General features: G+C 75.0%; 22 protein-coding genes. 19 read left to right on the plus strand and 3 right to left on the minus strand.

Annotated elements, in window-relative coordinates:
* Positions 1–24 precede the first annotated feature (24 nt).
* A complete protein-coding gene (locus ACFU74_RS08385; RefSeq protein ID WP_380753714.1) occupies positions 25–1,515 on the plus strand; it encodes a S8 family serine peptidase in 1,491 nt (496 codons plus the stop codon).
* 126 nt (positions 1,516–1,641) lie between these two features.
* Here ACFU74_RS08385 and ACFU74_RS08390 read toward each other — a convergent pair whose 3' ends face one another.
* A complete protein-coding gene (locus ACFU74_RS08390) occupies positions 1,642–2,535 on the minus strand; it encodes a HipA family kinase (RefSeq protein ID WP_380753717.1) in 894 nt (297 codons plus the stop codon).
* Positions 2,536–2,672: 137 nt separating this feature from the next.
* Between ACFU74_RS08390 and ACFU74_RS08395 the strand changes: the two genes are divergently transcribed.
* The 9 genes from ACFU74_RS08395 (at position 2,673) to ACFU74_RS08435 (ending at position 13,321) form a co-directional block, all read left to right on the plus strand.
* Positions 2,673–3,113, plus strand: a complete 441-nt coding sequence (locus ACFU74_RS08395) for an SRPBCC family protein (RefSeq protein WP_380753720.1) — start codon at positions 2,673–2,675, stop codon at positions 3,111–3,113.
* Positions 3,114–3,269: 156 nt separating this feature from the next.
* On the plus strand, positions 3,270–4,424 hold the full coding sequence (locus ACFU74_RS08400; protein WP_380753723.1) for a glycosyltransferase: 1,155 nt from the start codon (positions 3,270–3,272) through the stop codon (positions 4,422–4,424).
* 334 nt (positions 4,425–4,758) lie between these two features.
* Positions 4,759–6,282: an exopolysaccharide biosynthesis polyprenyl glycosylphosphotransferase gene (locus ACFU74_RS08405; protein ID WP_380753726.1), complete on the plus strand. Its 1,524-nt coding sequence runs from the start codon at positions 4,759–4,761 to the stop codon at positions 6,280–6,282.
* A gap of 8 nt (positions 6,283–6,290) precedes the next feature.
* A complete protein-coding gene (locus ACFU74_RS08410; protein WP_380753728.1) occupies positions 6,291–7,610 on the plus strand; it encodes an O-antigen ligase family protein in 1,320 nt (439 codons plus the stop codon).
* On the plus strand, positions 7,607–9,328 hold the full coding sequence (locus ACFU74_RS08415; RefSeq protein WP_380753731.1) for a lipid II flippase MurJ: 1,722 nt from the start codon (positions 7,607–7,609) through the stop codon (positions 9,326–9,328). Before ACFU74_RS08410 ends, ACFU74_RS08415 begins: the two co-directional genes overlap by 4 nt.
* Positions 9,318–10,268, plus strand: coding sequence for a polysaccharide deacetylase family protein (locus ACFU74_RS08420; protein ID WP_380753733.1), 951 nt, complete (start codon positions 9,318–9,320; stop codon positions 10,266–10,268). Before ACFU74_RS08415 ends, ACFU74_RS08420 begins: the two co-directional genes overlap by 11 nt.
* Positions 10,265–11,380, plus strand: coding sequence for a glycosyltransferase (locus ACFU74_RS08425; RefSeq protein WP_380753736.1), 1,116 nt, complete (start codon positions 10,265–10,267; stop codon positions 11,378–11,380). Before ACFU74_RS08420 ends, ACFU74_RS08425 begins: the two co-directional genes overlap by 4 nt.
* A gap of 64 nt (positions 11,381–11,444) precedes the next feature.
* Positions 11,445–12,158 (plus strand): lipopolysaccharide biosynthesis protein, encoded by a 714-nt coding sequence (locus ACFU74_RS08430; protein WP_380753738.1) that lies wholly within the window; start codon positions 11,445–11,447, stop codon positions 12,156–12,158.
* Positions 12,155–13,321, plus strand: a complete 1,167-nt coding sequence (locus tag ACFU74_RS08435; RefSeq protein WP_380753740.1) for a GNAT family N-acetyltransferase — start codon at positions 12,155–12,157, stop codon at positions 13,319–13,321. The genes ACFU74_RS08430 and ACFU74_RS08435 overlap by 4 nt, the downstream gene beginning before the upstream one ends.
* A gap of 21 nt (positions 13,322–13,342) precedes the next feature.
* On the opposite strand, the gene ACFU74_RS08440 is transcribed toward ACFU74_RS08435, so the two are convergent.
* Positions 13,343–14,464 carry a glycoside hydrolase family 26 protein gene (locus ACFU74_RS08440; protein WP_380753742.1) on the minus strand — a complete coding sequence of 374 codons (1,122 nt, stop codon included), beginning with the start codon at positions 14,462–14,464 and terminating at the stop codon, positions 13,343–13,345.
* A gap of 385 nt (positions 14,465–14,849) precedes the next feature.
* Between ACFU74_RS08440 and ACFU74_RS08445 the strand changes: the two genes are divergently transcribed.
* The 9 genes from ACFU74_RS08445 (at position 14,850) to ACFU74_RS08485 (ending at position 22,384) form a co-directional block, all read left to right on the plus strand.
* Entirely contained in the window at positions 14,850–15,782 is a 933-nt protein-coding gene (locus tag ACFU74_RS08445; protein WP_380753745.1) for a hypothetical protein, read from the plus strand.
* A 205-nt stretch (positions 15,783–15,987) separates the two neighbouring features.
* Positions 15,988–17,586 (plus strand): ABC-F family ATP-binding cassette domain-containing protein, encoded by a 1,599-nt coding sequence (locus ACFU74_RS08450; protein WP_380753747.1) that lies wholly within the window; start codon positions 15,988–15,990, stop codon positions 17,584–17,586.
* Between the two features lie 412 nt (positions 17,587–17,998).
* Complete coding sequence (locus ACFU74_RS08455) at positions 17,999–18,232, plus strand: helix-turn-helix domain-containing protein (protein WP_344338847.1); 234 nt, start codon at positions 17,999–18,001, stop codon at positions 18,230–18,232.
* A 232-nt stretch (positions 18,233–18,464) separates the two neighbouring features.
* The gene (locus ACFU74_RS08460; protein WP_380753750.1) at positions 18,465–19,271 is read left to right on the plus strand and encodes an enoyl-CoA hydratase/isomerase family protein; all 807 of its coding nucleotides are present in this window, start codon (positions 18,465–18,467) and stop codon (positions 19,269–19,271) included.
* A gap of 174 nt (positions 19,272–19,445) precedes the next feature.
* A complete protein-coding gene (locus ACFU74_RS08465) occupies positions 19,446–19,985 on the plus strand; it encodes an Asp23/Gls24 family envelope stress response protein (RefSeq protein WP_380753753.1) in 540 nt (179 codons plus the stop codon).
* Positions 19,986–20,030: 45 nt separating this feature from the next.
* Complete coding sequence (locus ACFU74_RS08470; RefSeq protein WP_350548396.1) at positions 20,031–20,222, plus strand: hypothetical protein; 192 nt, start codon at positions 20,031–20,033, stop codon at positions 20,220–20,222.
* Complete coding sequence (locus tag ACFU74_RS08475; RefSeq protein ID WP_380753756.1) at positions 20,222–20,581, plus strand: hypothetical protein; 360 nt, start codon at positions 20,222–20,224, stop codon at positions 20,579–20,581. Before ACFU74_RS08470 ends, ACFU74_RS08475 begins: the two co-directional genes overlap by 1 nt.
* Before the next feature lie 535 nt (positions 20,582–21,116).
* Positions 21,117–21,743 carry a DUF6286 domain-containing protein gene (locus ACFU74_RS08480; RefSeq protein WP_380753759.1) on the plus strand — a complete coding sequence of 209 codons (627 nt, stop codon included), beginning with the start codon at positions 21,117–21,119 and terminating at the stop codon, positions 21,741–21,743.
* Positions 21,740–22,384 (plus strand): alkaline shock response membrane anchor protein AmaP, encoded by a 645-nt coding sequence (locus ACFU74_RS08485; RefSeq protein ID WP_380753762.1) that lies wholly within the window; start codon positions 21,740–21,742, stop codon positions 22,382–22,384. Before ACFU74_RS08480 ends, ACFU74_RS08485 begins: the two co-directional genes overlap by 4 nt.
* A gap of 16 nt (positions 22,385–22,400) precedes the next feature.
* Here ACFU74_RS08485 and ACFU74_RS08490 read toward each other — a convergent pair whose 3' ends face one another.
* Complete coding sequence (locus tag ACFU74_RS08490) at positions 22,401–23,174, minus strand: SDR family oxidoreductase (protein WP_380753765.1); 774 nt, start codon at positions 23,172–23,174, stop codon at positions 22,401–22,403.
* Positions 23,175–23,262: the final 88 nt, after the last annotated feature.

Below are 23,262 nucleotides of genomic sequence, written 5' to 3' on the forward strand. Positions count from 1 at the left end.
GACGACTCGGGAGGGCCAACCCCTATGAGTGTTCCTCGGATCAGCCGGACCCGGTATGCGGCGGTGGGCATCGTCCTCGCCACCGCCGGCGCCCTCGCGCTGCCGTCCGGCACCGCCGTCGCCGCCTCCGGGCCGGAGTCGACGACCGGTCCGCTGCTCAGCTACGTCGTCAACACCAAGGCCAACCACGGTCAGGTGCAGAAGGTCGAGAAGGCGATCACCACCCTCGGCGGCACCGTGGTGTACTCCTACGAGCAGATCGGTGTGGTGATCGCGCGATCCACCGACACCCAGTTCGCCGCCAAGCTGCGGCAGGCCAAGGGCGTCGAGTCGGTCGGTGCCAGCCGCACCAAGGGCATCACCGCCTCCGAGGACCGCACCGCCGAGGTCGCCGCCGCTCCGACCGGCGCCTCCGCCGCGGGCGAGGAGCCCTACTGGGCCAACCAGTGGGACATGCGCCAGATCGGCGTGGACAAGGCCCACAAGCTGTCCCTGGGCAGCAACAAGGTCACCGTCGGCGTGCTGGACTCCGGCATCGACGGCACCCACGAGGACCTCGCCGCCAACATCGACGCCTCGCAGTCGGTCTCCTGCATCGACGGCGGCAAGCCGAACACCGCCTGGGACGCCTGGCAGCCGGGCGTCGACGGCGCCCACGGCACCCACGTGGCCGGCAGCATCGCCGCCGCCAAGAACGGCAAGGGCATCGAGGGCATCGCCCCGAACGTCAAGCTCGCCGCGGTGAAGGTCGTCGACGACGGCGGCTTCATCTACCCGGAGTACGCCATCTGCGGCTTCGTCTGGGCCGGCGAGCACAAGTTCAAGATCACGAACAACAGCTACTTCGTCGACCCGTGGATGTTCAACTGCCAGAACGACGCCGACCAGGCGGCGATCACCACCGCCGTCCGCCGCGCCGTCGAGTTCTCGCAGCGCAAGGGCGTCCTCAACGTCGCCGCGGCGGGCAACGAGAACATCGACCTGGCCCACAAGACCAAGGACGTCGCCAGCCCGGACGACACCACCCCGGGCGAGCGCCCGATCACCCAGGACTGCCTCAACCTGCCGACCGAGCTCGACGGCGTGGTCGCGGTCTCCTCGGTGGGCGTCAACGGCGACAAGTCGTACTACTCCAGCTACGGCAAGAACAAGGTCACCGTGGCCGCCCCCGGTGGCGACCGCCTGTACCAGATCCCGAACACCCCGGACAAGAACGGCCGCGTGCTGTCCACCATCCCCGGCGGTGGCTACGGCTACATGCAGGGCACCTCGATGGCCTCGCCGCACGCCGCCGGCGTGCTCGCCCTGCTCGCCAGCACCCACCCGTGGGCCAACGCGGACGAGCTGACCGAGCTGCTCACCAACCAGGCGGAGTCGCACGCCTGCCCGTCCGCCCCGTACAACCCGGGCGGCACCGGCGTCTGGACCGCCACCTGCGAGGGCGGCGTGGACGACAACGGCTTCTACGGCGCCGGCATCATCAACGCCGAGAAGGCGGCCCAGTGGTGGCGCTGAGCCACGGCTGACCGGCTGACGGCCTGAACCGTCGGACGGGGGCGGGACTCCGGGTCCCGCCCCCGTCCGCGCTTCCGGCGGGGCCGACGGGGCTGACGGGGCCGACGGGGCCGGCGTGGGGCCGGCTCACTCGAAATGGTGCTCCCAGACCGTCTCCACCGACGGCTTGCCGTGCAGGTCCGGCACCTCCTGCAACCAGGCCGGCCGACCCGCCCTGCTCCGCGCGGCCCGCCGCCGCTCCGCCTCGCGCAGCTGCTCGGGGGTGGCGAACCCCTCCGGCAGCCATTCGGCCGAGAGCACCGCCCGCGCCGCCAGGTGGTTCACATAGGCCCGGCGCAGCTCGCCGACCGAGCCGAACCCCGGCTCGTCGGCCAGCCAGGCGTCCGGCACCAGCGCGACCACCTCCTCCAGCAGCCCGACGGTGACCAGCGGCCCGAGCTCCTCGTCGGCCAGCCGGACGTCCGGGCGGTACCCGCCGAGGGCGTGGGCGCTGAGGTCGTACCGCTTGCCGACCGACCCCTCGGCGGCCGACCAGCGGTGGTGGAACACCAGTGCGGCGCCGTTGTCGATCAGCCACAGCCGCCGGTGCCAGACCATGAGGTTGGGGTTGTGCACCGTCCGGTCGACGTTCCCGGTGAGCGCGTCCAGCCAGATCACCCGCCCGGCGTCCACCGGGTCGACGTCGATCATGCCGGGCCGGAAGTCGCGGGCGCCGGGCAGCAGGTCCATGCCGAGGTTGAGCCCGCGGCTGGCCCGCAGGATCTCCTGGATCTCCGGGTCCGGCTCGCCGTCGGCGACCGCCGGATCGAAGTCCACCAGCCGCAGCTCGGGCACCGGCAGGCCGAGCCGCCGCGCCAGCTCGCCGACGATCACCTCGGCCACCAGCGCCTTGCGCCCCTGGGCGGACCCGAGGAACTTCACCACGTAGGTGCCCAGGTCGTCGGTCTCCACCACGCCGGGCACGGAACCGCCGGCCCGCAGCGGGTCGACGTAGCGCACTGCTGTCACCTGTTCGAGCACACCCGACACCCTAACGTCCGCTCCGCCGGGGAGGCCTCCGCCCGCCGTCCGCGGCCTGCTGTGATTGGCTTGCCGGTACCACCCCGGACCACCCCGGACCATCCGGCGCCGGGCGACCGTACAAGGAGAGCACGACCATGGGACAGGTGCAGGCCACCACCGAGCGGGTCTACGACGCGGCCCCCGAGCGGGTGTACGAGGCCCTGGCCGACTACCAGGTGATCCGCCCCAAGCTGCTGCCCGAGCAGTACAGCGAGTACGAGGTCCGGGTCGGCGGCACCGGCGCCGGCACCCAGGTGCACTGGAAGCTCCAGGCCACCGAGAAGCGGATCCGCGACTGCCTGTTCACCGTCTCGGCGCCGCGGCCGGACCAGCTGGTGGAGAAGGACGCCAACTCCACCATGGTGATCACCTGGACCGTCGCGGCGGCCGGCGAGGGCCGCTCGAAGGTCACCGTCACGGCCACCTGGCAGGGCGCGACCGGCATCGGCGGATTCTTCGAGCGGACCTTCGCCCCCAAGGGCCTGAACCGGATCCACGGCCAGGTGCTCGACAATCTGGCCGCCGAGGTGCGCTGAGTTCCGGCCTCCCGGACCTCACCCTCAACTCGTCCAGGAATTCGACGAGTTCGTCCACCCGTGCGAGCCGCGTGCCGTACGGGTGGACGCCCCGCCACCTGCGGGTGACGACGCCCCCGGGCGCACCGCGGCCACCCTAGGCTCGCCGCCGTGCATATGACGATCCTTCACATTTCGCAGCCCGTCGACGGCGGAGTGGCCCGCGTCGTGGTCGACCTGGTCCGCGGCCAGCGCGAGGCCGGCCACCGGGTGCTGGTCGCCTGCCCGCCCGGCGGCCGGCTCGCCGACGAGGCCGCCGCCGTCGGCGCGCTGGTCCAGGACTGGCCGGCCCGGCGCTCGCCGGGATTCGCCACCGCCGCGGAGGCCTGGCAGTTGCGCCGGATCGTCCGGGCCGCCGGGCCCGACGTGCTCCATCTGCACAGCTCCAAGGCCGGGTTGGCCGGCCGGCTGGCCGTGCGCGGCGCGGTGCCGACCGTCTTCCAGCCGCACGCCTGGTCCTTCGCCGCCGTGGACGGCGCGCTCGCCGCGGCCACCCTGCGCTGGGAGCGGTACGCGACCCGCTGGGCGCACCGGTTGCTCTGCGTCTCGGTCCAGGAGCGGACCGACGGCGTCGCGGCCGGCCTGCACGCCGACTGGGCGGTGGTGCCCAACGGCGTGGACGTTCGCCACTACGCGCCCGCCGACCGCCGGGCCGCCCGGATCTCGCTCGGCCTGGAGCCGGCCGCCCCGCTGGCGGTCTGCGTGGGCCGGCTCTGCCGCCAGAAGGGCCAGGACGTGCTGCTCACCGCCTGGCGCGAGGTGCGGCGCCGGGTGCCGGGGGCCCGGCTGGCCCTGGTCGGCGGCGGTCCGGAGGAGGCCCGGCTGGCCGCGATGGTCCGGGAGGGCGCCGAGCCGTCCCGGGTCCGGATGGTCGGGGACGTCGCGGACCCGCGGCCCTGGCTGGCCGCCGCCGACCTGGTGGTGCTGCCCTCGCGGTGGGAGGGCATGGCGCTGGCCCCGCTGGAGGCGATGGCCTGCGGGCGGCCGGTGCTGCTGACCGACGTGCCCGGGGCCCGGGAGTGCCTGCCGCCGTCCGAACGCGCGGGCGCCCTGGTGCCCGCGGAGGACGTGTCCGCGCTCATCACCCGGATGGCGGAAGCGTTGTCCGATCCGATCGACTGCGAGCGGCGCGGCGCCCTGCTGCGCGAGCACGCCGCGGCCCGTCATGACGTTCGATCGGTGGTCGAACAGGTCGACGCGCTCTACCGGGACCTGCTGGGCGCCGGCCCGGTGCCCGGACGGCGCCGCGCCCGTGTCCCGCAGCGGATCTGATCGTTTCACATGCCGTGAATGCGGCGCCGGACCGGCGCTCCCGTATTCGCACCCTCCGCCGGTTGTGAGCGAGAGGCCAAGTCGGAAATACCTATTAATGGGCGGCTGGAATGAATCGGCAAGTCAACTTCCAGCATTCAAGCCCGTTTTCGGTAACGTCTGATTTTGCCTGCTTCGTTTCGATTTCACGCCCGGAATTCGCGAGAGAACCGAAACCCGCCAGCGGTAGCAGGTGCTGTCAGGACCGCACTCACCGGGCCTGGACGGCCTCCCCGGGCCAACCGGAGCCGGACCGCCGTCACCCCGGGCACACAGCAGGGGAGTTCGTCCGCCGATGACCATTGACCACGACAGCGTGCCACGCCCCGGCCGGTCCCTGACCGGCCCCAGCCGGCCCGCCACCGGGCTGCTCGACCGCCCGACGCGCTCCGCGCAGACCCGCAGTGCCGCGCCGGCCCGCCGGCACCGCCGCCCGGTCCGCGCCCGGCTCGCGCTGCCCGTCGCCCTGGTCGCCGTCGACGCGCTCGCCCTGTGCACCGCCACCGGCACCGCCAACCGCGTCCTCGACCCCGTCGTCCGGGTCGCGCCGCTGCTCGGCGTCGCCGCCCTGCTGCCCCTGCTGGTCCTGCTCAACCTGGCCGGCGGCCTCTACCGCACCCGGCTCACCCTGTCCGTGCTCGACGAACTGCCCGCCCTCACCGCGCGGGCCCTGGTCGCCGCCGCCTTCGCGATCACCCTGGCCGGCTGCCTGGAAGGCCGCTGGCCCGACTCCGGACCCGCCACCCCGGCCCGGCTCACCGTCCTGCTCGGCACCCAACTGGTGCTCGCGGTCTGCTTCCGCGCCGTCCTCTACCACCTGGTCCGCCGGATCCGCCGCAGTCGCCCGAGCCCGGTGCTGGTGCTCGGCGCCGGCCGGCTCGGCCGCCGGGTCGCCGCCGCCCTCAGCGAGCGCGGCGAGTACGGGATGCGCCCGGTCGGCTTCCTGGACGCCGACCCGCCGCTGCTCGCCGGCGACACCGACCTGCCGGTGCTCGGCGGCCGCGAGGTCCTGGAGCGCGAGGTCCGCCGCCACCACGTCCACCACGTGGTGGCCACCGCCGGCGCCGCCGACGAGGCCGAGACCGCCGCCACCCTGCGCGACGCCGCCCGGCTCGGCTGCCAGGTCTGGCTGGTCCCCGCACTGCGCGAGTACGGCTCGCTCGCCGCCGGGCGGCTGGCCGGCGCCGACCACCTCTGGGGCTTCCCCTGCCTGCGGGTCGGCCGCGCCGCGATGCGCCGCCCCGGCTGGGCCGCCAAGCGGACCCTGGACGTGACCGCCGCCGCGGCCGGCCTGCTCCTGCTCGCCCCCGTCCTCGCCCTGTGCGCGCTCGCCGTCCGCTTCGACACCGGCCCCGGCGTGCTCTTCCGCCAGCAGCGCACCGGCCTCGACGGCCGGGTCTTCACCGTCCTCAAGTTCCGCACCCTGCGGCCCAGCAACGAGCACGAGTCCGCCACCCGCTGGAACATCTCCCAGGACCACCGGATGGGCGCCGTCGGCCGACTGATGCGCCGCAGCTCGCTGGACGAGCTCCCCCAGCTGTGGAACGTGTTGCGCGGCGACATGAGCCTGGTCGGCCCGCGCCCCGAACGCCCCTACTTCGTCATGCGGTTCAGCCAGGCCTACCCCGAGTACGCGGACCGCCACCGCGTCCCGGTCGGCCTCACCGGCCTCGCCCAGGTCAACGGCCTGCGCGGGGACACCTCCATCGAGGACCGGGCCCGCTTCGACAACCGCTACATCGAGAGCTGGAGCCTCTGGCAGGACGTCAAGATCCTGTGCCGCACCGCGGCCCTCATGCTCCACCCGGACGGGAGCTGATCAACGCCGTGGCCCTGACCCTCGCCGCACCCCCGCGCCCCGCCGGGCTGTTACGGCGCGCGGGGGGCGTCGTCCACCAACGCCCCAGCCTGCTGGCCGCCGCCACCGTGCTGCTGGTCTGCGTCCCCACCGGGGAGAAGGACGTCGCCGCCGCCGTCCACGTCACCGCCGCGGACCTCGCCTCGCTCGCCCTGGTCGCGCTCACCGCCGTCCACCTGCTGCGCGGCCGCACCCCCGCGATCGGCCGCGCCGACGCCGTCCGGTTCGGCGCGGTCGTGCTCGCCGCCGCCGTCGCCACCGTCGGCTCGACCGACCCGGCGACCAGCCTCACCGGCTTCGTCCGGCTCACCCAGGTCTTCGTGCTCGTCCCGGCCGCCGTGCTGTGCGCCCTGCGCGACCGCACCGACCAGCGGCTGGTGCTCGGCTCCTTCGTGATCGCCGCGCTGATCCAGGGCGCGGTCGGCGCCCACCAGTTCCTCACCGGTACCGGCGCCTCCTACACCGGCCGCCCGATCCGCGCCGTCGGCACCTTCGGCGCCCTCGACATCATGGCGATGTCCACCGTCGTCAGCTACGGCCTGCTCGCCGCGCTGGCCCTGGGCCTCGCCGAGCGGGGGCCCGACGGCAACGCCCGGCTGCGGCGGGCGCTGTTCGCCACCGCCGCCTTCCTCGCCTTCCCGCTCGCCGTCTCCTTCAGCCGGGGCAGCTGGATCGCCACCGCCGCGGCCGCCACCGTCCTGCTGCTGCGCGCCGACGCCCGGCTCGCCGTCCGCGGCGCCGTCCTCGGCACGGCCGCCGCCGTCGTCCTGGTCGGCGGGTTCGGCCTCGGCGGCTCCGGCGTCACCGCCCGGCTCACCTCGATCGGCTCCGTCTCCGAGGCCCCCGACCAGTCGGTCTCCGACCGCTACGACCTCTGGTCCACCGCAGGGCGGATCTGGCAGGACCACCCCGTCTCCGGCGCCGGCCCCAAGGCCTTCCAGCAACTGCGCGACAGCCACGCCCCGTTGCGGCTCTCCTCCGGCAGCGACGCCGCCGACGCCACCATCGGCTTCCAGCGCGAACCGCTGCTCTCCCCGCACAACATGTACTTCCTGGTGCTCAGCGAGCAGGGCCTCATCGGCATCGCCGCCTACGGCGTGCTCTTCCTCGGCCTCCTCCTCGGCTGCCTGCGCGGCGCCCGCGGCCCCGGCCTCGCCGCCCTCGCCCTGCTCACCTGGGTCCTGGTCGACTTCCTCTACGCCGACATCGGCGGCACCACCACCGTGCTGACCTCGGTCATCCTCGGCCTCGCCGCCCACACGGCGCAGCACCGCGGGGCGAGCGCATGACGACGGAACAGCCCGCCACCCTCGGGTCCACCACGCTGCCCGCCCCCCGGCAGGCGCCGAGCAGCGCCGGCCCGCGCCGCGGCTTCCTCGCCAGGGCCTTCGGCGTCACCGCCGTGCTCAGCGCCGCCGGCTCCGCCCTCGGCCTGCTCCGCGACCTCCTGCTCGCCCGCTACTTCGGCGCCAACCAGGGCACCGACGCCTTCCTCGTCGCCTGGACCGTCCCCGAGACCGCCGCACCGCTGCTCATCGAGGACGCCATGTCCTTCCTGATGGTGCCCGCCTTCGCGCTCGCCCTGGTGCTCCGCGAGGAGCGCCCCGACGGCCCCGACCCGGTCCGCCAACTGGTCCGCGCCACCCTGCCCTGGCTGCTGCTCGCCCTCTCCACCCTCTCCCTGGGCGCCGCGCTCGGCGCCCCCCGGCTGGTCGAACTGCTCGCCCCCGGCCTGGCCAACCCCGACCTCGCCGTCACCTGCACGCGGATCACCGCGATCACCGTGCTGCCGTTCGGCGTGGCCGGCTACCTCGCCGCCGCGCTGCGCGCCCACCACCGGTTCACCGCCCCGGCCGGCATCTACGTCGCCTACAACCTCGGCATCCTCGGCGTGCTGCTCACCTGCCACGCGCTGTGGGGCGTACGGGCCGCCGCGATCGGCGTGGCCTTCGGCAGCCTGCTGATGGCCGGCCTGCTGGTCGGCCCGTTCCTGCGCAGGCTGCGGGCCGGCGGCGGCCGCCCGAGCCGCGGCCGGCCCTCGCGCAACGCCCTGGTGCTGATCCCGCTCGCCCTGCTGCCGGTCGGCGTGTTCACCCTGACCCGCCAGGCCCAGGTCTTCATCGAACGCTTCCTCGGCTCGGCGCTGCCGCCCGGCACCATCTCGCACCTCAACTACGCGGCCAAGGTCTCCCAACTCGCCATGACGGCCGGGATCCTGATCTGCACCGTCACCTTCCCGCTGGTCGCCAGGGCGCTTGCCGCCGGGGACCTCACCACCGCCCGCGACCGGGTGGAGAAGGACCTCGGCCAGGCGGCGGCCGTCGTCCTGCTGGGCACCGCCTTCCTGATGGCCTGCGCCCCCTCGGTGGTCGAGCTGCTCTTCGAACGCGGCGCCTTCGGCCCCCGCGACACCGCCGCCACCGCCGCCGTCATCCGGGTCTACAGCTTCGGACTGCTCGCCCAGGCCCTGATCGGGGTGATGATCCGCCCCTACTTCTCGCTGCGCCCGGTGGTCCGCCGGGCCGGCGACCCCAGCCCCGAGGACGGCGGCCGCCGACTGCTCGACTGGTACCCGGCCGGCGCCATGGCGTTCGGCCTGGTCGTCACCGTCGCCGTCGGCGTGCTCGCCACCCCCCGGTTCGGCGCCCTCGGCCTCGCCGCCGGCAACGCGGCCGGCATCACCGCCACGGCGGCGCTGCTGCTGCACGGCCTGGTCCTGCGCGGCATCCCGCTGCGGCTGCGCCTGGTCCTCGGCGGCCACGCCCGGCTGCTGGCCGCCGCCGCCGGCGCCACCGCGCTCGGCATGCCGGCCGCCGGCCTCGCCGCCGACCCCCTGCTGTCCACCGCGCTCGGCGGTCTCACCGTCGCGCTGGCTTTCGCCGCCCTGGGTGCCGGCCTCGGCGCCCGCGAGGTGCGCGGCCCGGTCCGGGCCGCCCTCCGGGTCCTGGGACCGGTCCCCGGCCCGTCTCCTGTCGCCGATGAAGGGAAGCCTCCCCATGGATGCTGAACGGGGATCAGTCCGGTCGGTCCCGTCGGGCACACTCCGCCCCGCCGCGCCGGCGGCCGGCGCCCGGCGCCCCGAGCTGCCGCGCACCGACGCGCCACGGACCGACATGCCGGGCTCCGGCATCCACCGGCCACCGGCGCGGCTGCCCGGAAGCCGGCGCCCGCTGCCCGGGGCGCCGGCCGTCGGGGCCACCTCGCCGTGGATCCTGATGTACCACTCGGTGGCGGTCGAGGAGGAGGACCCGTACCAGCTCACCGTCAGCCCCGAGCGGTTCGCCGAGCAGATCGCCTGGCTGCACCGGCGCGGGCAGCGCGGGGTCTCGGTGCGCGAGCTGATGCGGGCCAGGGCGGCCGGGCGGGCCGACCGGCTGGTCGGCCTCACCTTCGACGACGGCTACGCCGACTTCGCCCGCCACGCCGTACCGATTCTCCAGGCGTACGGCTTCACCGCCACCGCGTACGTGGTCGCCGACCTGCTCGGCCGCGCCAACGACTGGGACGCCGAGGGCCCCAGGAAGACCCTGCTCACCGTCCAGGAAGTCACCGACCTCGCCGCCGCCGGCTGGGAGATCGGCTCGCACGGCCTCGGCCACCAGGCGCTGCCCGGCCTGCCCGCCGATGTGCTCGCCGCACAGACCAGGGAGAGCCGGCGGGTCCTGGAGGAGGTGGTCGGCGGCCCGGTCACCGGCTTCTGCTACCCCTACGGCGCGGTCGACCCGGCCGCCACCCGGGCCGTCCGGGACGCCGGCTACGACTACGCCTGCGCGATCGCGCACTCCCCGCTCACCGGCCGCTACGCGCTGCCGCGCTGCTACGTCGGCGACCGCGACGGCGCCTGGCGCCTGCGCGCCAAGCGCGGCCGCCACCGGCTGCGCGACTGGGCGAGCAAGGGCCGCGCCCGCCCCGAGCACGCCGACGGCGAGCGGGCGAACACGCCATGAGGGTCCTGCACATCGTCACCGGCCTCGCCTCCGGGGGCGCCGAGCGCCAGCTCCAACTGCTGCTCCGCCACCTGCCGCCCCACCAGCACTGCGAGGTGCTCACACTGACCAACCCCGGCACGGTGGCCGACGCGCTGCGCGCCGAGGGCGTCACCGTCCACCACCTCGGCATGGGCGGCAACCGGGACCTCGGCGCGCTGCCCCGGCTGGTCCGCCGGATCCGCGCCGGACGCTACGACCTGGTGCACACCCACCTCTTCCGGGCCGGGCTGTACGGCCGCCCGGCCGCCCGGCTGGCCGGGGTGCGGGCGGTGGTCGCCACCGAGCACTCGCTGCACGCCGGGGTCATCGAGGGCCGCCCGGTCACCCGCGGCGTCAAGGGCCTCTACCTGGCCGCCGAACGCCTGGGCACCACCACCGTCGCGGTCTCCCGGCAGGTCGCCCGGACCCTGCACGCCTGGGGCGTCCCGCCGGGGCGGGTCGAGCTGATCCCGAACGGCATCGACGCCGCCCGCTACCGGCTCCCGCCCGCCGAGCGGGCCGCCACCCGGGCCCGGGTGCGCGCCGAACTCGGCCTGCCGTCGGGGAAGCGGGTCATCGGGGGGATCGGCCGGCTGGTGCCGGGCAAGCGCTTCCACGTCCTGCTGGAGGCGCTGGCCGGGCTGGACGACGCCGCCCGCCTGGTGCTGATCGGTGACGGCCCCGAGCGGGCCGCGCTGGAGGAGCGGGCCGCCGCCCTCGGCGTCCGCGACCGCCTGGTGCTCACCGGCGAGCGCGACGACGTACCCGACCTGCTCACCGCCCTTGACGTGCTGGCCGCCCCCTCCACCGAGGAGACCTTCGGCCTCGGCGTGCTGGAAGGGCTCGCGGCCGGACTGCCGGTGCGCCACAGCGCCTGCCCGGCGCTGGACGAACTGCCGCCCGGCGCCGCCCCGAACGCCCGCCGGATCCCTTCGGAGGCCGCCGCCTACACGGCCGCGCTGCGCGACCTGCGCCACCTCGGCGACCGCTGCCCCGACCCGCTGCCCCGGCCCCCCGCCGTCGGCCACTACGACATCGTCCGGGTGGCCGCCGACCTCGGCGCCCTCTACGACCGGCTGGCCCGGGCTTGAGACGGCAGCACCCTTAACGACGCCGGGCCGCCGGCCGGGCGGCCCTCATAGCCAAGGAGTCCCCATGACCGAACCGCGCAGGAGTGTCCGCCGGCTGGTCAGCCGCTGGTGGCCGGTGGTCCTCGCGGTGCCGCTGGGCGCCGTCGCCGGCGCCGGGTACGCCGTCGTCGCCCACCCCTCGTACGCCGCCAACTCCTATGTGATCGTGGTGCCCGAGACGCAGGGCGAGGCCGCCACCGCGGTCAGCTTCGCCCAGGCCTACGGCCGGCTGGCCGGCCAACCGCAGGTGCTCGCGCCCGCCGCCGCCGAGACCGGGCACCGGCTGGCCGAGCTGGAGTCCCTGGTGCACGGCACCACCTCGCCGGACGCCCCGGTGATCGAGATCACCGGCACCGGCGCCGACCGGCAGGACGCCGTCCGGGCGGCGGACGCCGTGGCCCGCTCGCTGGTCGCCTTCGCCAACACCAACAGCAGGGAGACCGGCGTCCGGCTGGTCCCGCTGGCCGCCGCCGCGGAGCCCGCCGCGCCGACCACGCCCTCCGGCCGGCTGGACGTCGCGGTCGGCGGCGCGGCCGGGCTGCTGATCGGCGCGCTGGTGATGATGACCCGGCGCCGAAACGCCGTGCCCGCCGGGGCCGTCGACGGGGAGCCGCCCGCCGCGACCACCCCGCGTCCGCGTGCCGCCGGGCCCGCGCCGGCTCTGCCCGAGCCCGCCGGGCCGGGCACTGCCGAACCCGAGCTCGCGGCGGCCGGGGCCGCCGCCGGGAGCGGGCGATGAGCACCGAGGCCGCCACCCCCACCGCCGGCCTCCCCGCCCAGGCCCGCGCCCCGCGCTGGACCACCGAGCTGCGCCGCGAGGACGACGCCCTGGACACCCTGGCCGAGGAGTGGGACGACCTGGTCGCCCGCTGCCGGACGGCCACCTTCTTCCAGTCCGCCGTCTGGCAGTGCTCCTGGTGGCGCCAGTACGGCAGCCCGGGCGCCCTGCTGGTGGTGCTGGTGCGCCGGGACGGCCGGCTGGTCGGCGCGGGCGCGTTCCGCCGGCGCGGCGGCCCGCTCGGCGGGCTGACCGGCCTGGGCGCCGGACTGGTCGACTTCACCGACGTCCTGCTCGACGACGACTGCGCCGACCGCGCCGCCGCCGAGTTCGCCGCCGCCCTCCCGCTCACCCGCCCCTGGCACAGCCTGGAGCTGCGCGAGGTCCACCCGGAGGCCGCCGTCCAGCGGGTCTTCGAGCACTGGCGGGGGCGGCGCCGCCGGTACCCCGACTCGCTCTGCCAGTACCTGCCGGCCGCCCCGATGGACCAGCTGCTCAAGCGGGTGCCGGGCAGGACCGCCCAGCGCAGCCGGGTCAAGCTGCGCAAGATCGCCGAGTCGGGCGTGGAGGTGCGCGCGACCGCCCCGGAGGACGTGCCGCAGGCGCTGGACGGGCTGCTGCGGCTGCACTTCCAGCAGTGGCGGGACCGCGGCGTCACCCCGGAGCACCGCACCGAGCGGTTCCGCCGCCACCTCGCCGAGTCCACCGCCGGGCTGGTCGCCACCGGCCGGGCGGCCGTCCACCAGTTCTGGCTGGACGGCGAGCTGGTGGCGGTCGACCTGGTGCTGCTCTGCCCGTCCTTCAGCGGCCTCTACCTGTACGGTGCGCACCCCGGGCTGCGGGAGCGGCTGGACATCGCGGGCCTGCTGTTCGGCGCCGCGCTGGACGAGACGCTGGGTGCCGGGATCCCGGTGATAAGCCTGCTGCGCGGCCAGGAGCCGTACAAGCAGCGCTGGCGTCCGGACGGACTGCCCAACCAGCGGCTGCTGTTCGGCCCGCGCGGCGCCGCCCCGGCGGCGGCCGCCCGCAGCGGCGCGGTGCGCGCCAGGCGCAAGGCGGTGCACCTGCTCGACACCCGGGCGCCGCGGCTCAAGGAGGCGCTGGCCGCCCGCCGCCGCGGCTGACCCGCCCGCCAGGCCGCCCCGCTACCGCCCGCCGGGCACCGCCGGGGCGGTCGGGGCGGCCGGAGCCGTGGGCGCGGCCGGTGCCGTCGGGGCGCCCGGCACCGGGGCCCCCGCGGAGCCCGACATCAGCTGCCGGAACCGGGCGCCGGCGCGCGGGTTGCGGTCGCACTGCCAGAAGCCGTGCGGACAGTAGTCGGTGACGGTCTGGTACGCGGTGTCATGGGTGCGGATCCACTCCACCATCCGCTGCACGAACTCCGGGTTGTCCCCGTTGCGGAACAGTCCCCACTCCGGGTACGAGACCTGCTTGCCGCGCTTGGCCGCGAACTCGACCTGGTCCTGCAGCCCGTAGGGCTCGCGCACGTAGTCGTCGAAGGTGCCGCCGGCCGGCTGGTCGTAGTTGTCCATGCCGATGATGTCCACCACGTCGTCGCCCGGGTAGCACTTGGTCCACGGGATCGCGTCCAGCCCCCGGTTGGGCGCGAAGTCGAAGCGGAAGCGCTGCCCGGGCACCGAGCGCATCACCGTGACGATCCGTCGCCAGTAGGTCTTCCAGGCGGCCGGGTCGGGCTTGCAGCGGTGGGTGTAGGTGACGCCGTTCATCTCCCAGCCGAGGGTGAGCACGGTGTCCGCGCCGCCGAGGGAGACCAGCCGGCGGGCCAGCCGCAGGAAGTGCCGGTCGAAGTCGCCGCGGGCGCCCTCGCCGAGCAGCCGGGCCACCTCGCCGTCCGGTACGTCCGCCTCGTTCGGCACCAGCATCGGCACGCCGAGCACGAGCACCCGGGACGGGTCGGCCTGCCGCCACTGCGACCACATGGCGAGCACCGCCGGCTCGCCCTCGATGTCCCCCCAGCCGTTGCCCGCCAGATAGGTGTGGCCGACCTGGAGGTTGGCGTCGTCCAGCCACTGCGCGAACCGGCCGATCTGCGGGATGTAGTTGTCCCAGGAGCCGACGAACGCCCCGAACGGCGGTTCGTGCGCCGGGCGCTGGACCGCCGGGCGGGGCGCGGGGCCGCGCGGGGCGATCGCGTCGGAGGAGAGCGAGTGCCGCTCGGTCTGGCCCAGCGGTGTCCCGGCGGGGACGCTGGCGGTGGTGAGCAGCAGCAGGGTGGCGGCGGCCAGCGCCAGGCGGCCGAATCGCATGGTGTCTCCTCGGGCGGCGCCCCCGGACGGTGCCACGGGCTGGGCGGAGCAGGGCAGGGCGGGGAGGGGCACGCTGCGTGGCGGACCCTTCGCCGACAGTAGGGCCGACCTGGCGAGGAAATGCCGAATGTCACCCTAAAGTGGGCGATATTCGAACGCCGTCCGGCGGTGTGCCGTGTATCACCTCCGTAACAGTCCTGGCGGCCCCGGGAGCCCTACCCCGACGGCCCCTCCCCGGGCCCGGTCGGGCGGCGCGGGGCCCGACGGCGCAGGTCGCCGGGCGGGCGGGCGCGGGGCGCCGGGAACCCTCGGACCGGGTTCGGCCGTTCGGCCGTACGGGAAAGTCCGGCTGACTCGTGCGGGTGCCGAAAGGTACGCTCCGCCCGTGTCCTGGAAGTCGCGTGCCCTCAGCCCCCGATCGATCCTCCCTGCCCTGGCGGTGCTGCTGGTCCTTGTGGCGGGCGCCGCCGCGCACGCCAACAAGCCGGTCCCGTTCGGCGACCGGGTGGCCGCGAAGGGCACGGCGGAGGCGAGCGCCGACCCCACCGCCTCACTGGCCGCGGCCGATCTGGACCTGCGGGTGGGCCCGGGCCTGGAGGCGTACCACCGGGCCACCGGCGAGCACGCCTGGTCCTACCAGCGCGAGGGCGCCACCGCGCTCCACCTGTCGATGGCTGGGGAGAACGCGGTGGTGGTCTGGGACGACGGCCTGGTCACCTCGGTGCGGCCCGGCGACCACCAGGTGCGCTGGCACCGCGCGGTGCCCGGCCTGGCCGACTGGCTGCGCGGCGCGGGCGAGCCCGGCGCCGACAAGCGCACCGAGGAGCAGCGCAAGCAGCTGGCGACCGAGCGGGCCGCGGCCTCGCTGCACACCGTCCGGGAGTCCGCGCCCTGGGTGGCGGTGGTCACACCGGAGCTGACGATGGGTTTCCGGGACGCCGACGGCGACCTGCGCTACAACTCCAAGCCGGCCGGCAACTGCGTCTACGACCCGGAGCGCACGGTGTCCACCGACTTCGCGGTGCTGGTGCCGCGCAGCTGCACCAACAGCACCGGGCAGCAGGTCTCCGGCGGGATCTCCGGCTACCGGATGGACAGCAGCGGCTGGCAGCTCAACGCCGGTCCGGGCGTGGAGATGAAGGCGCTGGACGAGCGGCGGGTGCTGATCTCGGACGGGCCGATCGTCGCGCCCAAGGTCTTCGACACCTGGGCGGCGGCGCCCGAGGCGGCCTGCGGCAGCCCGGCCGAGCCGTTCGCGGCCGTCCGCCCGGGCGCGGGCTGCGCGGCGGACGGGGCGCAGGAGGCCCGGGGGCAGTAGCGGCGGGGGTACCCCGGTCGGGTAACTCTCCCGGGTCGCTCGCGCGGCCCGGTAGACTTGCCGCCATGGCTGATTTCTCCGGTGTGTGACGGGCGAACGGCACCGCCCCCGTGCGGTCCCGCAGCGCCCCGTCGACGACGCCCCTTCCCGCTTCGGCCCGGATCCCGTCCGGTCGCCCGCCCACGTCCCAGGAGTTGTCCCAGCCATGATTTCCGCCAACGGCCTCGAACTGCGCGCCGGTGCCCGGATCCTGATCGAGTCCGCGAGCTTCAAGGTCGCCCCCGGTGACCGGATCGGCCTGGTCGGGCGCAACGGCGCCGGCAAGACCACGCTGACCAAGGTGCTGGCCGGCGAGGGCATCCCGGCCGCCGGCACGGTGACCCGCTCGGGCGAGGTCGGCTACCTGCCGCAGGACCCGCGCACCGGCGACCTCGACGTCCTGGCCAAGGACCGCATCCTCTCCGCCCGCGGCCTGGACAGCGTGCTGCGCAAGATGCGCGAGAACGAGGAGCGGATGGCGAACGGCAAGGGCGCCACCCGCGACAACGCGATGAAGAAGTACGCGCGCCTGGAGACCGAGTTCCTCACCAAGGGCGGGTACGCCGCCGAGGCCGAGGCCGCCACCATCGCCGCCGCGCTCGGCCTGCCGGACCGCATCCTCAACCAGCAGCTGCACACCCTGTCGGGTGGTCAGCGCCGCCGCGTCGAGCTGGCCCGGATCCTGTTCTCGGACTCCGACGTGCTGCTGCTCGACGAGCCGACCAACCACCTCGACGCCGACTCGATCGCCTGGCTGCGGGACTTCCTGAAGACCTACAAGGGCGGCTTCATCGTCATCTCGCACGATGTCGAGCTGGTCGAGACGGTCGTCAACAAGGTCTTCTACCTGGACGCCAACCGCTCCGCGATCGACGTCTACAACATGGGCTGGAAGCAGTACCAGCAGCAGCGCGAGGACGACGAGAAGCGCCGCAAGCGCGAGCGGGCCAACGCCGAGAAGAAGGCCGCCACGCTGAACGCGCAGGCGGACAAGATGCGCGCCAAGGCGACCAAGACGGTGGCCGCGCAGAACATGGCCCGCCGGGCGGAGAAGTTGCTGTCCGGCCTGGAGACCGTCCGGGCCAACGACAAGGTCGCCAAGCTGCGGTTCCCGGACCCGGCCCCGTGCGGGAAGACCCCGCTGACGGCCAGCGGGCTCTCCAAGTCCTACGGCTCGCTGGAGATCTTCACGGACGTGGGCCTGGCGATCGACCGCGGCTCGCGGGTCGTCATCCTCGGCCTCAACGGCGCCGGCAAGACCACCCTGCTGCGGATGCTTGCCGGGGTGGAGCAGCCGGACACCGGTGAGGTGGTCCCGGGCCACGGTCTGAAGATCGGCTACTACGCCCAGGAGCACGAGACGCTGGACGCGGAGCGCACGGTCCTGGAGAACATGCGCTCGTCGGCACCGGACATGGACCTGGTCGCGGTCCGCAAGATCCTCGGCTCCTTCCTGTTCTCCGGGGACGACGTGGACAAGCCGGCCGGGGTGCTCTCCGGCGGCGAGAAGACCCGGCTCGCGCTGGCCACCCTGGTGGTCTCCAGCGCCAACGTCCTGCTGCTCGACGAGCCGACCAACAACCTGGACCCGGCCAGCCGCGAGGAGATCCTCGGCGCGCTGCGCGAGTTCTCCGGCGCGGTCGTGCTGGTCACCCACGACGAGGGTGCGGTCGACGCGCTCCAGCCGGAGCGGATCATCCTGCTCCCGGACGGCGTCGAGGACCTCTGGAGCCCGGCCTACGCGGACCTGGTCACGCTGGCCTGACCCCGGCTCGCCGCTTCTGCCCGCCGCTTCCGCCCGAAGGCCCGGTCGTCCGTACGGAGGACCGGGCCTTCGGCGTCCCGCCCGGCCGGGTGTAGACATGGCATCCGCTCTTTGAGCCAGAAAAACTAGTCCTTTCGGCGTGTCCGGGAATGAAGAGGTCCCGCATTCCGTTTGAGGAGCTTCCGTTGGCCCGCCGCTCGATCGTGGTCGGGCCCATGCTGCTGATCAGCCCTTTCGCATCGAACGGCGGTACGCCCCCGGGGGCGTGCACTCAGCGTGAGCGCCCTTGTGCGCTCGGATCACCACCGCAGGACCGCCCGTTGCGGACATGGACCTTGTCGAATGGGTGGCCAGGACGCGGTGGATGGGTGATCATGGGAATCTGACCGAGCAACGCTACGAGGAGGCACGGGTGGCCGAGACTCTGAAAAAGGGCAGCCGGGTGACCGGTGCCGCGCGTGAGAAGCTCGCGGCCGATCTCAAGAGGAAGTACGACTCCGGGGCGAGCATTCGCGCCCTCGCGGAGGAGACCGGTCGCTCGTACGGCTTCGTGCACCGCATGCTGAGCGAGTCCGGGGTGATTCTCCGGGGCCGCGGCGGTGCCACGCGGGGCAAGAACAAAGCTACTGCTGGAGCTGGTTCCTGACGCCCCGTCAATTCACTGGACGGATGACTCGGCGGCAGGGCGCCGTCCGGGGGGACGACCGTTGATCGTCCGCCCCCGGCGAGGGCGAACCGGCCGCCGATCGTCATGCCGGGGCCGCGCGCCGGCCCCGCCGTGCGCCGTCGGGAGGCGTCCGCGGGCTGCCCCCTGCCGTCGCGCCGCCAGTTTTGTTACTCTCCGGTAGCCAAGCACCCTCGCCACCGGAGGTCCCCGCATGACCGCTCCCGCCACCGATCCGCAGACCCCGCACCGGGAGCAGGACGGCGTCCGCCTGGAGATCGACGGTGAACTCGCCGTCGTCACCCTCTGTCAGCCCAAGCGGCGCAACGCCCAGTCACCCGCCCTTTGGCGCGCCCTCACCGCAATCGGTCGCGAGCTGCCCGGAACCGTCCGGGTGGTGCTGCTGCGCGCCGAGGGCGTCTCCTTCTCCGCCGGTCTCGACCGCGCGATGTTCACCCCCGAGGGCATCCCCGGCGAGCCCAGCTTCCTCCAGCTGGCCGCCGCCGGCGACCAGGAGCTGGACGAGACCATCGCCGGCTACCAGGAGGCCTTCACCTGGTGGCGCCGCCCCGACCTGGTCACCGTCGCCGCCGTCCAGGGCCACGCCGTCGGCGCCGGCTTCCAGCTCGCCCTCGGCTGCGACCTGCGGGTGGTCGCCGAGGACGTCCAGTTCTCCATGAAGGAGACCTCGCTCGGGCTGGTCCCCGACCTGGCCGGCACCAAGCCGCTGACCGAACTGGTCGGCTACGCCCGGGCCCTGGAGATCTGTGCCACCGGCCGCTGGGTCGGCGCGGCCGAGGCCACCGCGATCGGCCTCGCCAACCTCGCCGTCCCGGCCGACGAGCTGGACGCCGCCGCCCGCGACCTCGCCGCCGCCCTGCTCGCCGCACCGCGCAACGCGGTCATCGAGACCAAGGCACTGCTCCAGGGTGCCGCCGGCCGCTCCTACGACGAGCAGCGTTCGGCCGAACGGGCGGCCCAGGCCCGCCGGCTGCGAGACCTCGCCGGCATCGGCGACTGACCGGCCGCGACCGGCCGCGACCGCACCGGGAGGCCCGGTCCCGTGGGACGACCCACGGGGCCGGGCCTCCCGGCGTTCGGGCCTTCCGGCTGCTCCGGGGGCGGGATTCGTGGCGAAATGCCAGAGTTGGAGCGATTTGCGATATAGCTGGAGCCGCACGACGGGAGATGAGCCATGCCTGACACTCCGACGCCCGCCACCCTGCACAAGAACGCCCCGCACGGCGCCGCCACGCCCGCCTCCGCCGCTGCCGCCTCCGCCGCGTCGCCGGCGAGCACGGAGGCCGCCAAGGCGGTCGGCGAGCGCGGCCGCACCGCGCTGGCCGTCGGCGTGGTCGAGAAGATCGCCGGGATGGCCGCGCGCGAGATCGGCGGCATCCACGCCCTGGGCTCCGGCCTCTCCCGCACCTTCGGCGCGATGCGCGACCGGGTCCCCGGCGGGCGCGGCAGCGTCGGGCGCGGCATCAAGGCCGAGGTGGGGGAGAAGCAGACCGCCATCGACATCGCGCTGGTCGTCGAGTACGGCGTCGTCATCCCCGAACTCGCCCGCCAGGTGCGGGAGAACATCATCGACGCGGTCGAGCGGATGACCGGGCTGGAAGTCGTCGAGGTCAACATCGCCGTCAACGACGTCCACCTGCCCGACGAGCCCGACGTCGAGGAGGAGGAAGAGGAGGAACCCTCCTCCTCCGGGCAGCGGCCCAAGCTGAAGTAGTCCGTAGCGGTACCCGGCGCAAGACCGTAAGACGAGGTGGAACGGATGAACCTGGCCATCGTCGGCCTGGTGGTGGGAATGGCCCTCGGCTTCGCCGGATACTTCGGCGGCTTCGCGGCCTTCCTGCTGGTGGCGGTGCTCGGGGCGGCCGGCTTCGTGGTCGGCCGCCTACTGGAGGGCGACATCGAGCCCGGCGAGCTCGGCGACCTGCTGCGCGGCCGCGACCGGCGCCGCTGATGGCGGCCCTGGCGCCGGTCCCCGCCCACCGGGAACCCGGCGACCGCGGCCGGCTGCGGATAGCGGACCGCGTCTACGCCCGGATCGCCGCCCGCGCCGCCCGCGAGGCACTCGCCGACGCCTGGCACGGCCGCACCGCGCGAGGCGGCCCGCCGAGGGTCTCGGTCGGCGGCCCCGCGCACCCGGGCGCCCCGATCACCGTCCGGGTCTCCGTCGACCTCCCCTTCCCGTCGGACCTCGCCACCCTCGGCCGCGCCGTCCGCGACCGCATCACCGCCGACACCCGCACCTTGACCGGCACCCGAGTGGCCGAAGTCGTCGTCGTGATCGAACACCTGCTCCCAGAGCCCACCCGATGACCCCCGGACCCCGCATCGGTGACCGGTCGCGGAGCCGACCGGCTCAGCGCCCGGGCGTGCAGGCGGCGGCCGTTGTCGAGCTGCGCCCTGTGCTCGGCGGCTGTTCCGGGGGTTGCCCGATGGCCGCCGGAGCGCGGCCGGTGGCCGGTGGCGGTGGGGGTGGTTCGGTGAGGGCGCGGGTGGAGGTGGTGGTTGTCGCCGGGTCGTGCCCGGGGCCTGGCGGTGGTGGTGGCCAGGTGTCCGTGTCCGGTGGCTGTTCGACGGTCGCCGGGGCGCGTGGAGGTGGCCGGGTGGCAGGTGTGGTCGAGCCACGCCCGGTTCCCGGTGGTCGGGTGGTCGTTCGCGGAGCCGACCGGGTGAGCGTGCGGCGGGAGGTGGTGGTCGTCGCCGTGCCGCGCCCTGCGTCCGGCGGCTGTTCCGGGGGTTACCCGATGACCGCCGGAGCGCGCCCTGCGTCCGGCGGCCGTGGTGGTCGGGTGCCTGCTCCCGGAGCCCACCCGATGATCGCCGGGGTGCGGGTCATGGAGGTGGCTCGGTGAGGGCAGGGGTGGAGGAGGGGGGTGGGGTCGGGCAGGTCGTCGACGGGGGCGGGCAGGTGAAGGTCCGGCGGTTGCGGGCTCCGCGCACTGTGGCTGCGGCGGTGGTGGCGACCGTGGTGCTGGTGGTGGCCGGGGGGCTGCTGTACGACGTGGTCGCCGTTCGGACCGGGCATCAGGCGCGGCGGTGGCGGGCGGAGCTGGCGGATGAGCTGGCCACCCGGCAGCTGGACGACCCGGCCGTGCTGATCGGCGCCGGCGCCGGGGTGCTGGTCGGCGGCTGGCTGCTCTGGCTGGCACTCGCGCCCGGTCTGCGGCGGTGGCTGCCGCTGCGCCCGCACGGGGAGACCGCCGTGGTCATCGACCGCTCGGGGGTGGCGGCGCTGCTGGCCGACCGGGCAGCCGGGATGCCGGGCGTCGAGCACCTGCGGGTGCGGGTCGGTCGGCGCCGGGTGCGGATCGCGCTCTCCGGTCCGGCCGACCCGGCCTCGGTGGAGCGTCGGCTGCGGGAGGAGCTGGCGGCGGTTGCGCCGGCCCGGCCGCTGCGGCTGGACGTGCGGACGGCGGGCCTTCGCAAGCGTGCCGGGAAGGCGGAGGACATCGGGGCGGGCGGTGGAGCCGAGTGAACCGGGAAACCGTCAACCGGCTGCTGCTGGGTGTGGTCGGGACGGCGCTGCTGGTGGCCGGGGTGCTGGTGCTGGCCGGCGGGCTGGACCTGTACGGGCGCCTCGGCGTCGATCCGCCGTCCCGGTGGCCGCTCACCTCGCCCGACCAGCCGGTGGTGAGCGCGCGCTCGCGCACCCGGTGGACGGGCGAGTCGTGGTGGTGGCCGGCGGTGATCGCCGGGCTGGCCGTGGTGGTGGCGGGCACCGCCTGGTGGCTGCTGGCACAGGTGCGCCGCAGCGGTCCGACGACCGTCGTGCTGCCGACGCCCGGCGCGTCGGGGCTGCGCCTGCGGCTGCGGACCAGGGCGCTGGAGGAGGCGGTGGAGACCGAGGCGGTGGCGCTGCCGGAGGTGGAGCGGGTGGGCGTGCGGCTGGTGCGCGGGTCCGGGCAGCAGCGGTTGCGGGCGGCCGTCCGGATGACGCCGGGCGGTGATCCGGCCGCGCTCGCCGAGCACTTCGAGACCGGTCCGCGCACCGGGGTGCTGGCCAGCATGGGTCTGCCGGAGCTGCCCGCGGACCTGCGGATCCGGGTGGTCGCGGCCCGGCCGGAGGTCACCGGGCGACGCCACCGCCACCGCGGCAGGCGGCCGCGGGTGGTGTGACGCCGCCCGGCGGTGTTCACAGGCCGCGCAGCGCGCCCCCGTCGACCGGGATCATCACACCGGTGAGGTAGGAGGCGGCGGGGGAGAGCACGAAGGCGGCGACCTTGCCGAACTCCTCGGGGGTGCCGTAGCGGCCGAGCGGGATGTCGGCGCTGTTGCGGGCGCGGGCGGCCCCGGCGTCGCCGCCGAGGGCGTCGAGTTCGCGCACCCGGTCGGTGTCGATCCGGGCCGGGAGCAGGCCGACCACCCGGATGCCGCGCGGGCCGAGTTCGTCGGCGAGCGACTTGGCGGCCATCGCCAGGCCCGGGCGCAGGCCGTTGGAGATGCCGAGGCCCGCGATGGGCTGGCGGACGGAGCCGGAGAGCACGAAGCCGATCACTCCGCCCTCGCCGAGGGCCCCGGCGGCGGCGCGGGCGATCCGCAGGGCGCCGAGGAAGACCGACTCGAAGGCGCCCCGCCAGGCCTCCTCGGGGGCGGTGGCGACCGGGCCGGCCTGTGGTCCGCCGACGCTGATCAGCACGCCGTCCAGCCGGCCGAAGCGCTCGACGGCCGCCGTGACCAGCCGCTCGGCGGTCGCCGGGTCGGCGTTGTCGGCCACCAGTCCGTGCACCGCGCCCGGTTCCCCGCCGAGGGCGGCGAGTCCGGCGACGGCCGCGTCGACGGACTCCCGGCTCCGGCCGGTGACCAGCACCCGGGCGCCGTCGGCGGCGAGTTCGCGGGCGGTGGCCAGGCCCAGGCCCCGGGTCGCGCCGGTGACCACGTACACCTTGTTCTGCAGTCCAAGATCCATGGAGCCATCCTGCCGGGTCGGCCCGGACGGCGGGTAACGGGACCCGACGACGCCGGCCGGGTGGTCCGCCTGGATGCGGCACTGACCC

It is taken from the genome of Kitasatospora sp. NPDC057500 (assembly GCF_042802195.1).
Lineage (GTDB): Bacteria > Actinomycetota > Actinomycetes > Streptomycetales > Streptomycetaceae > Kitasatospora.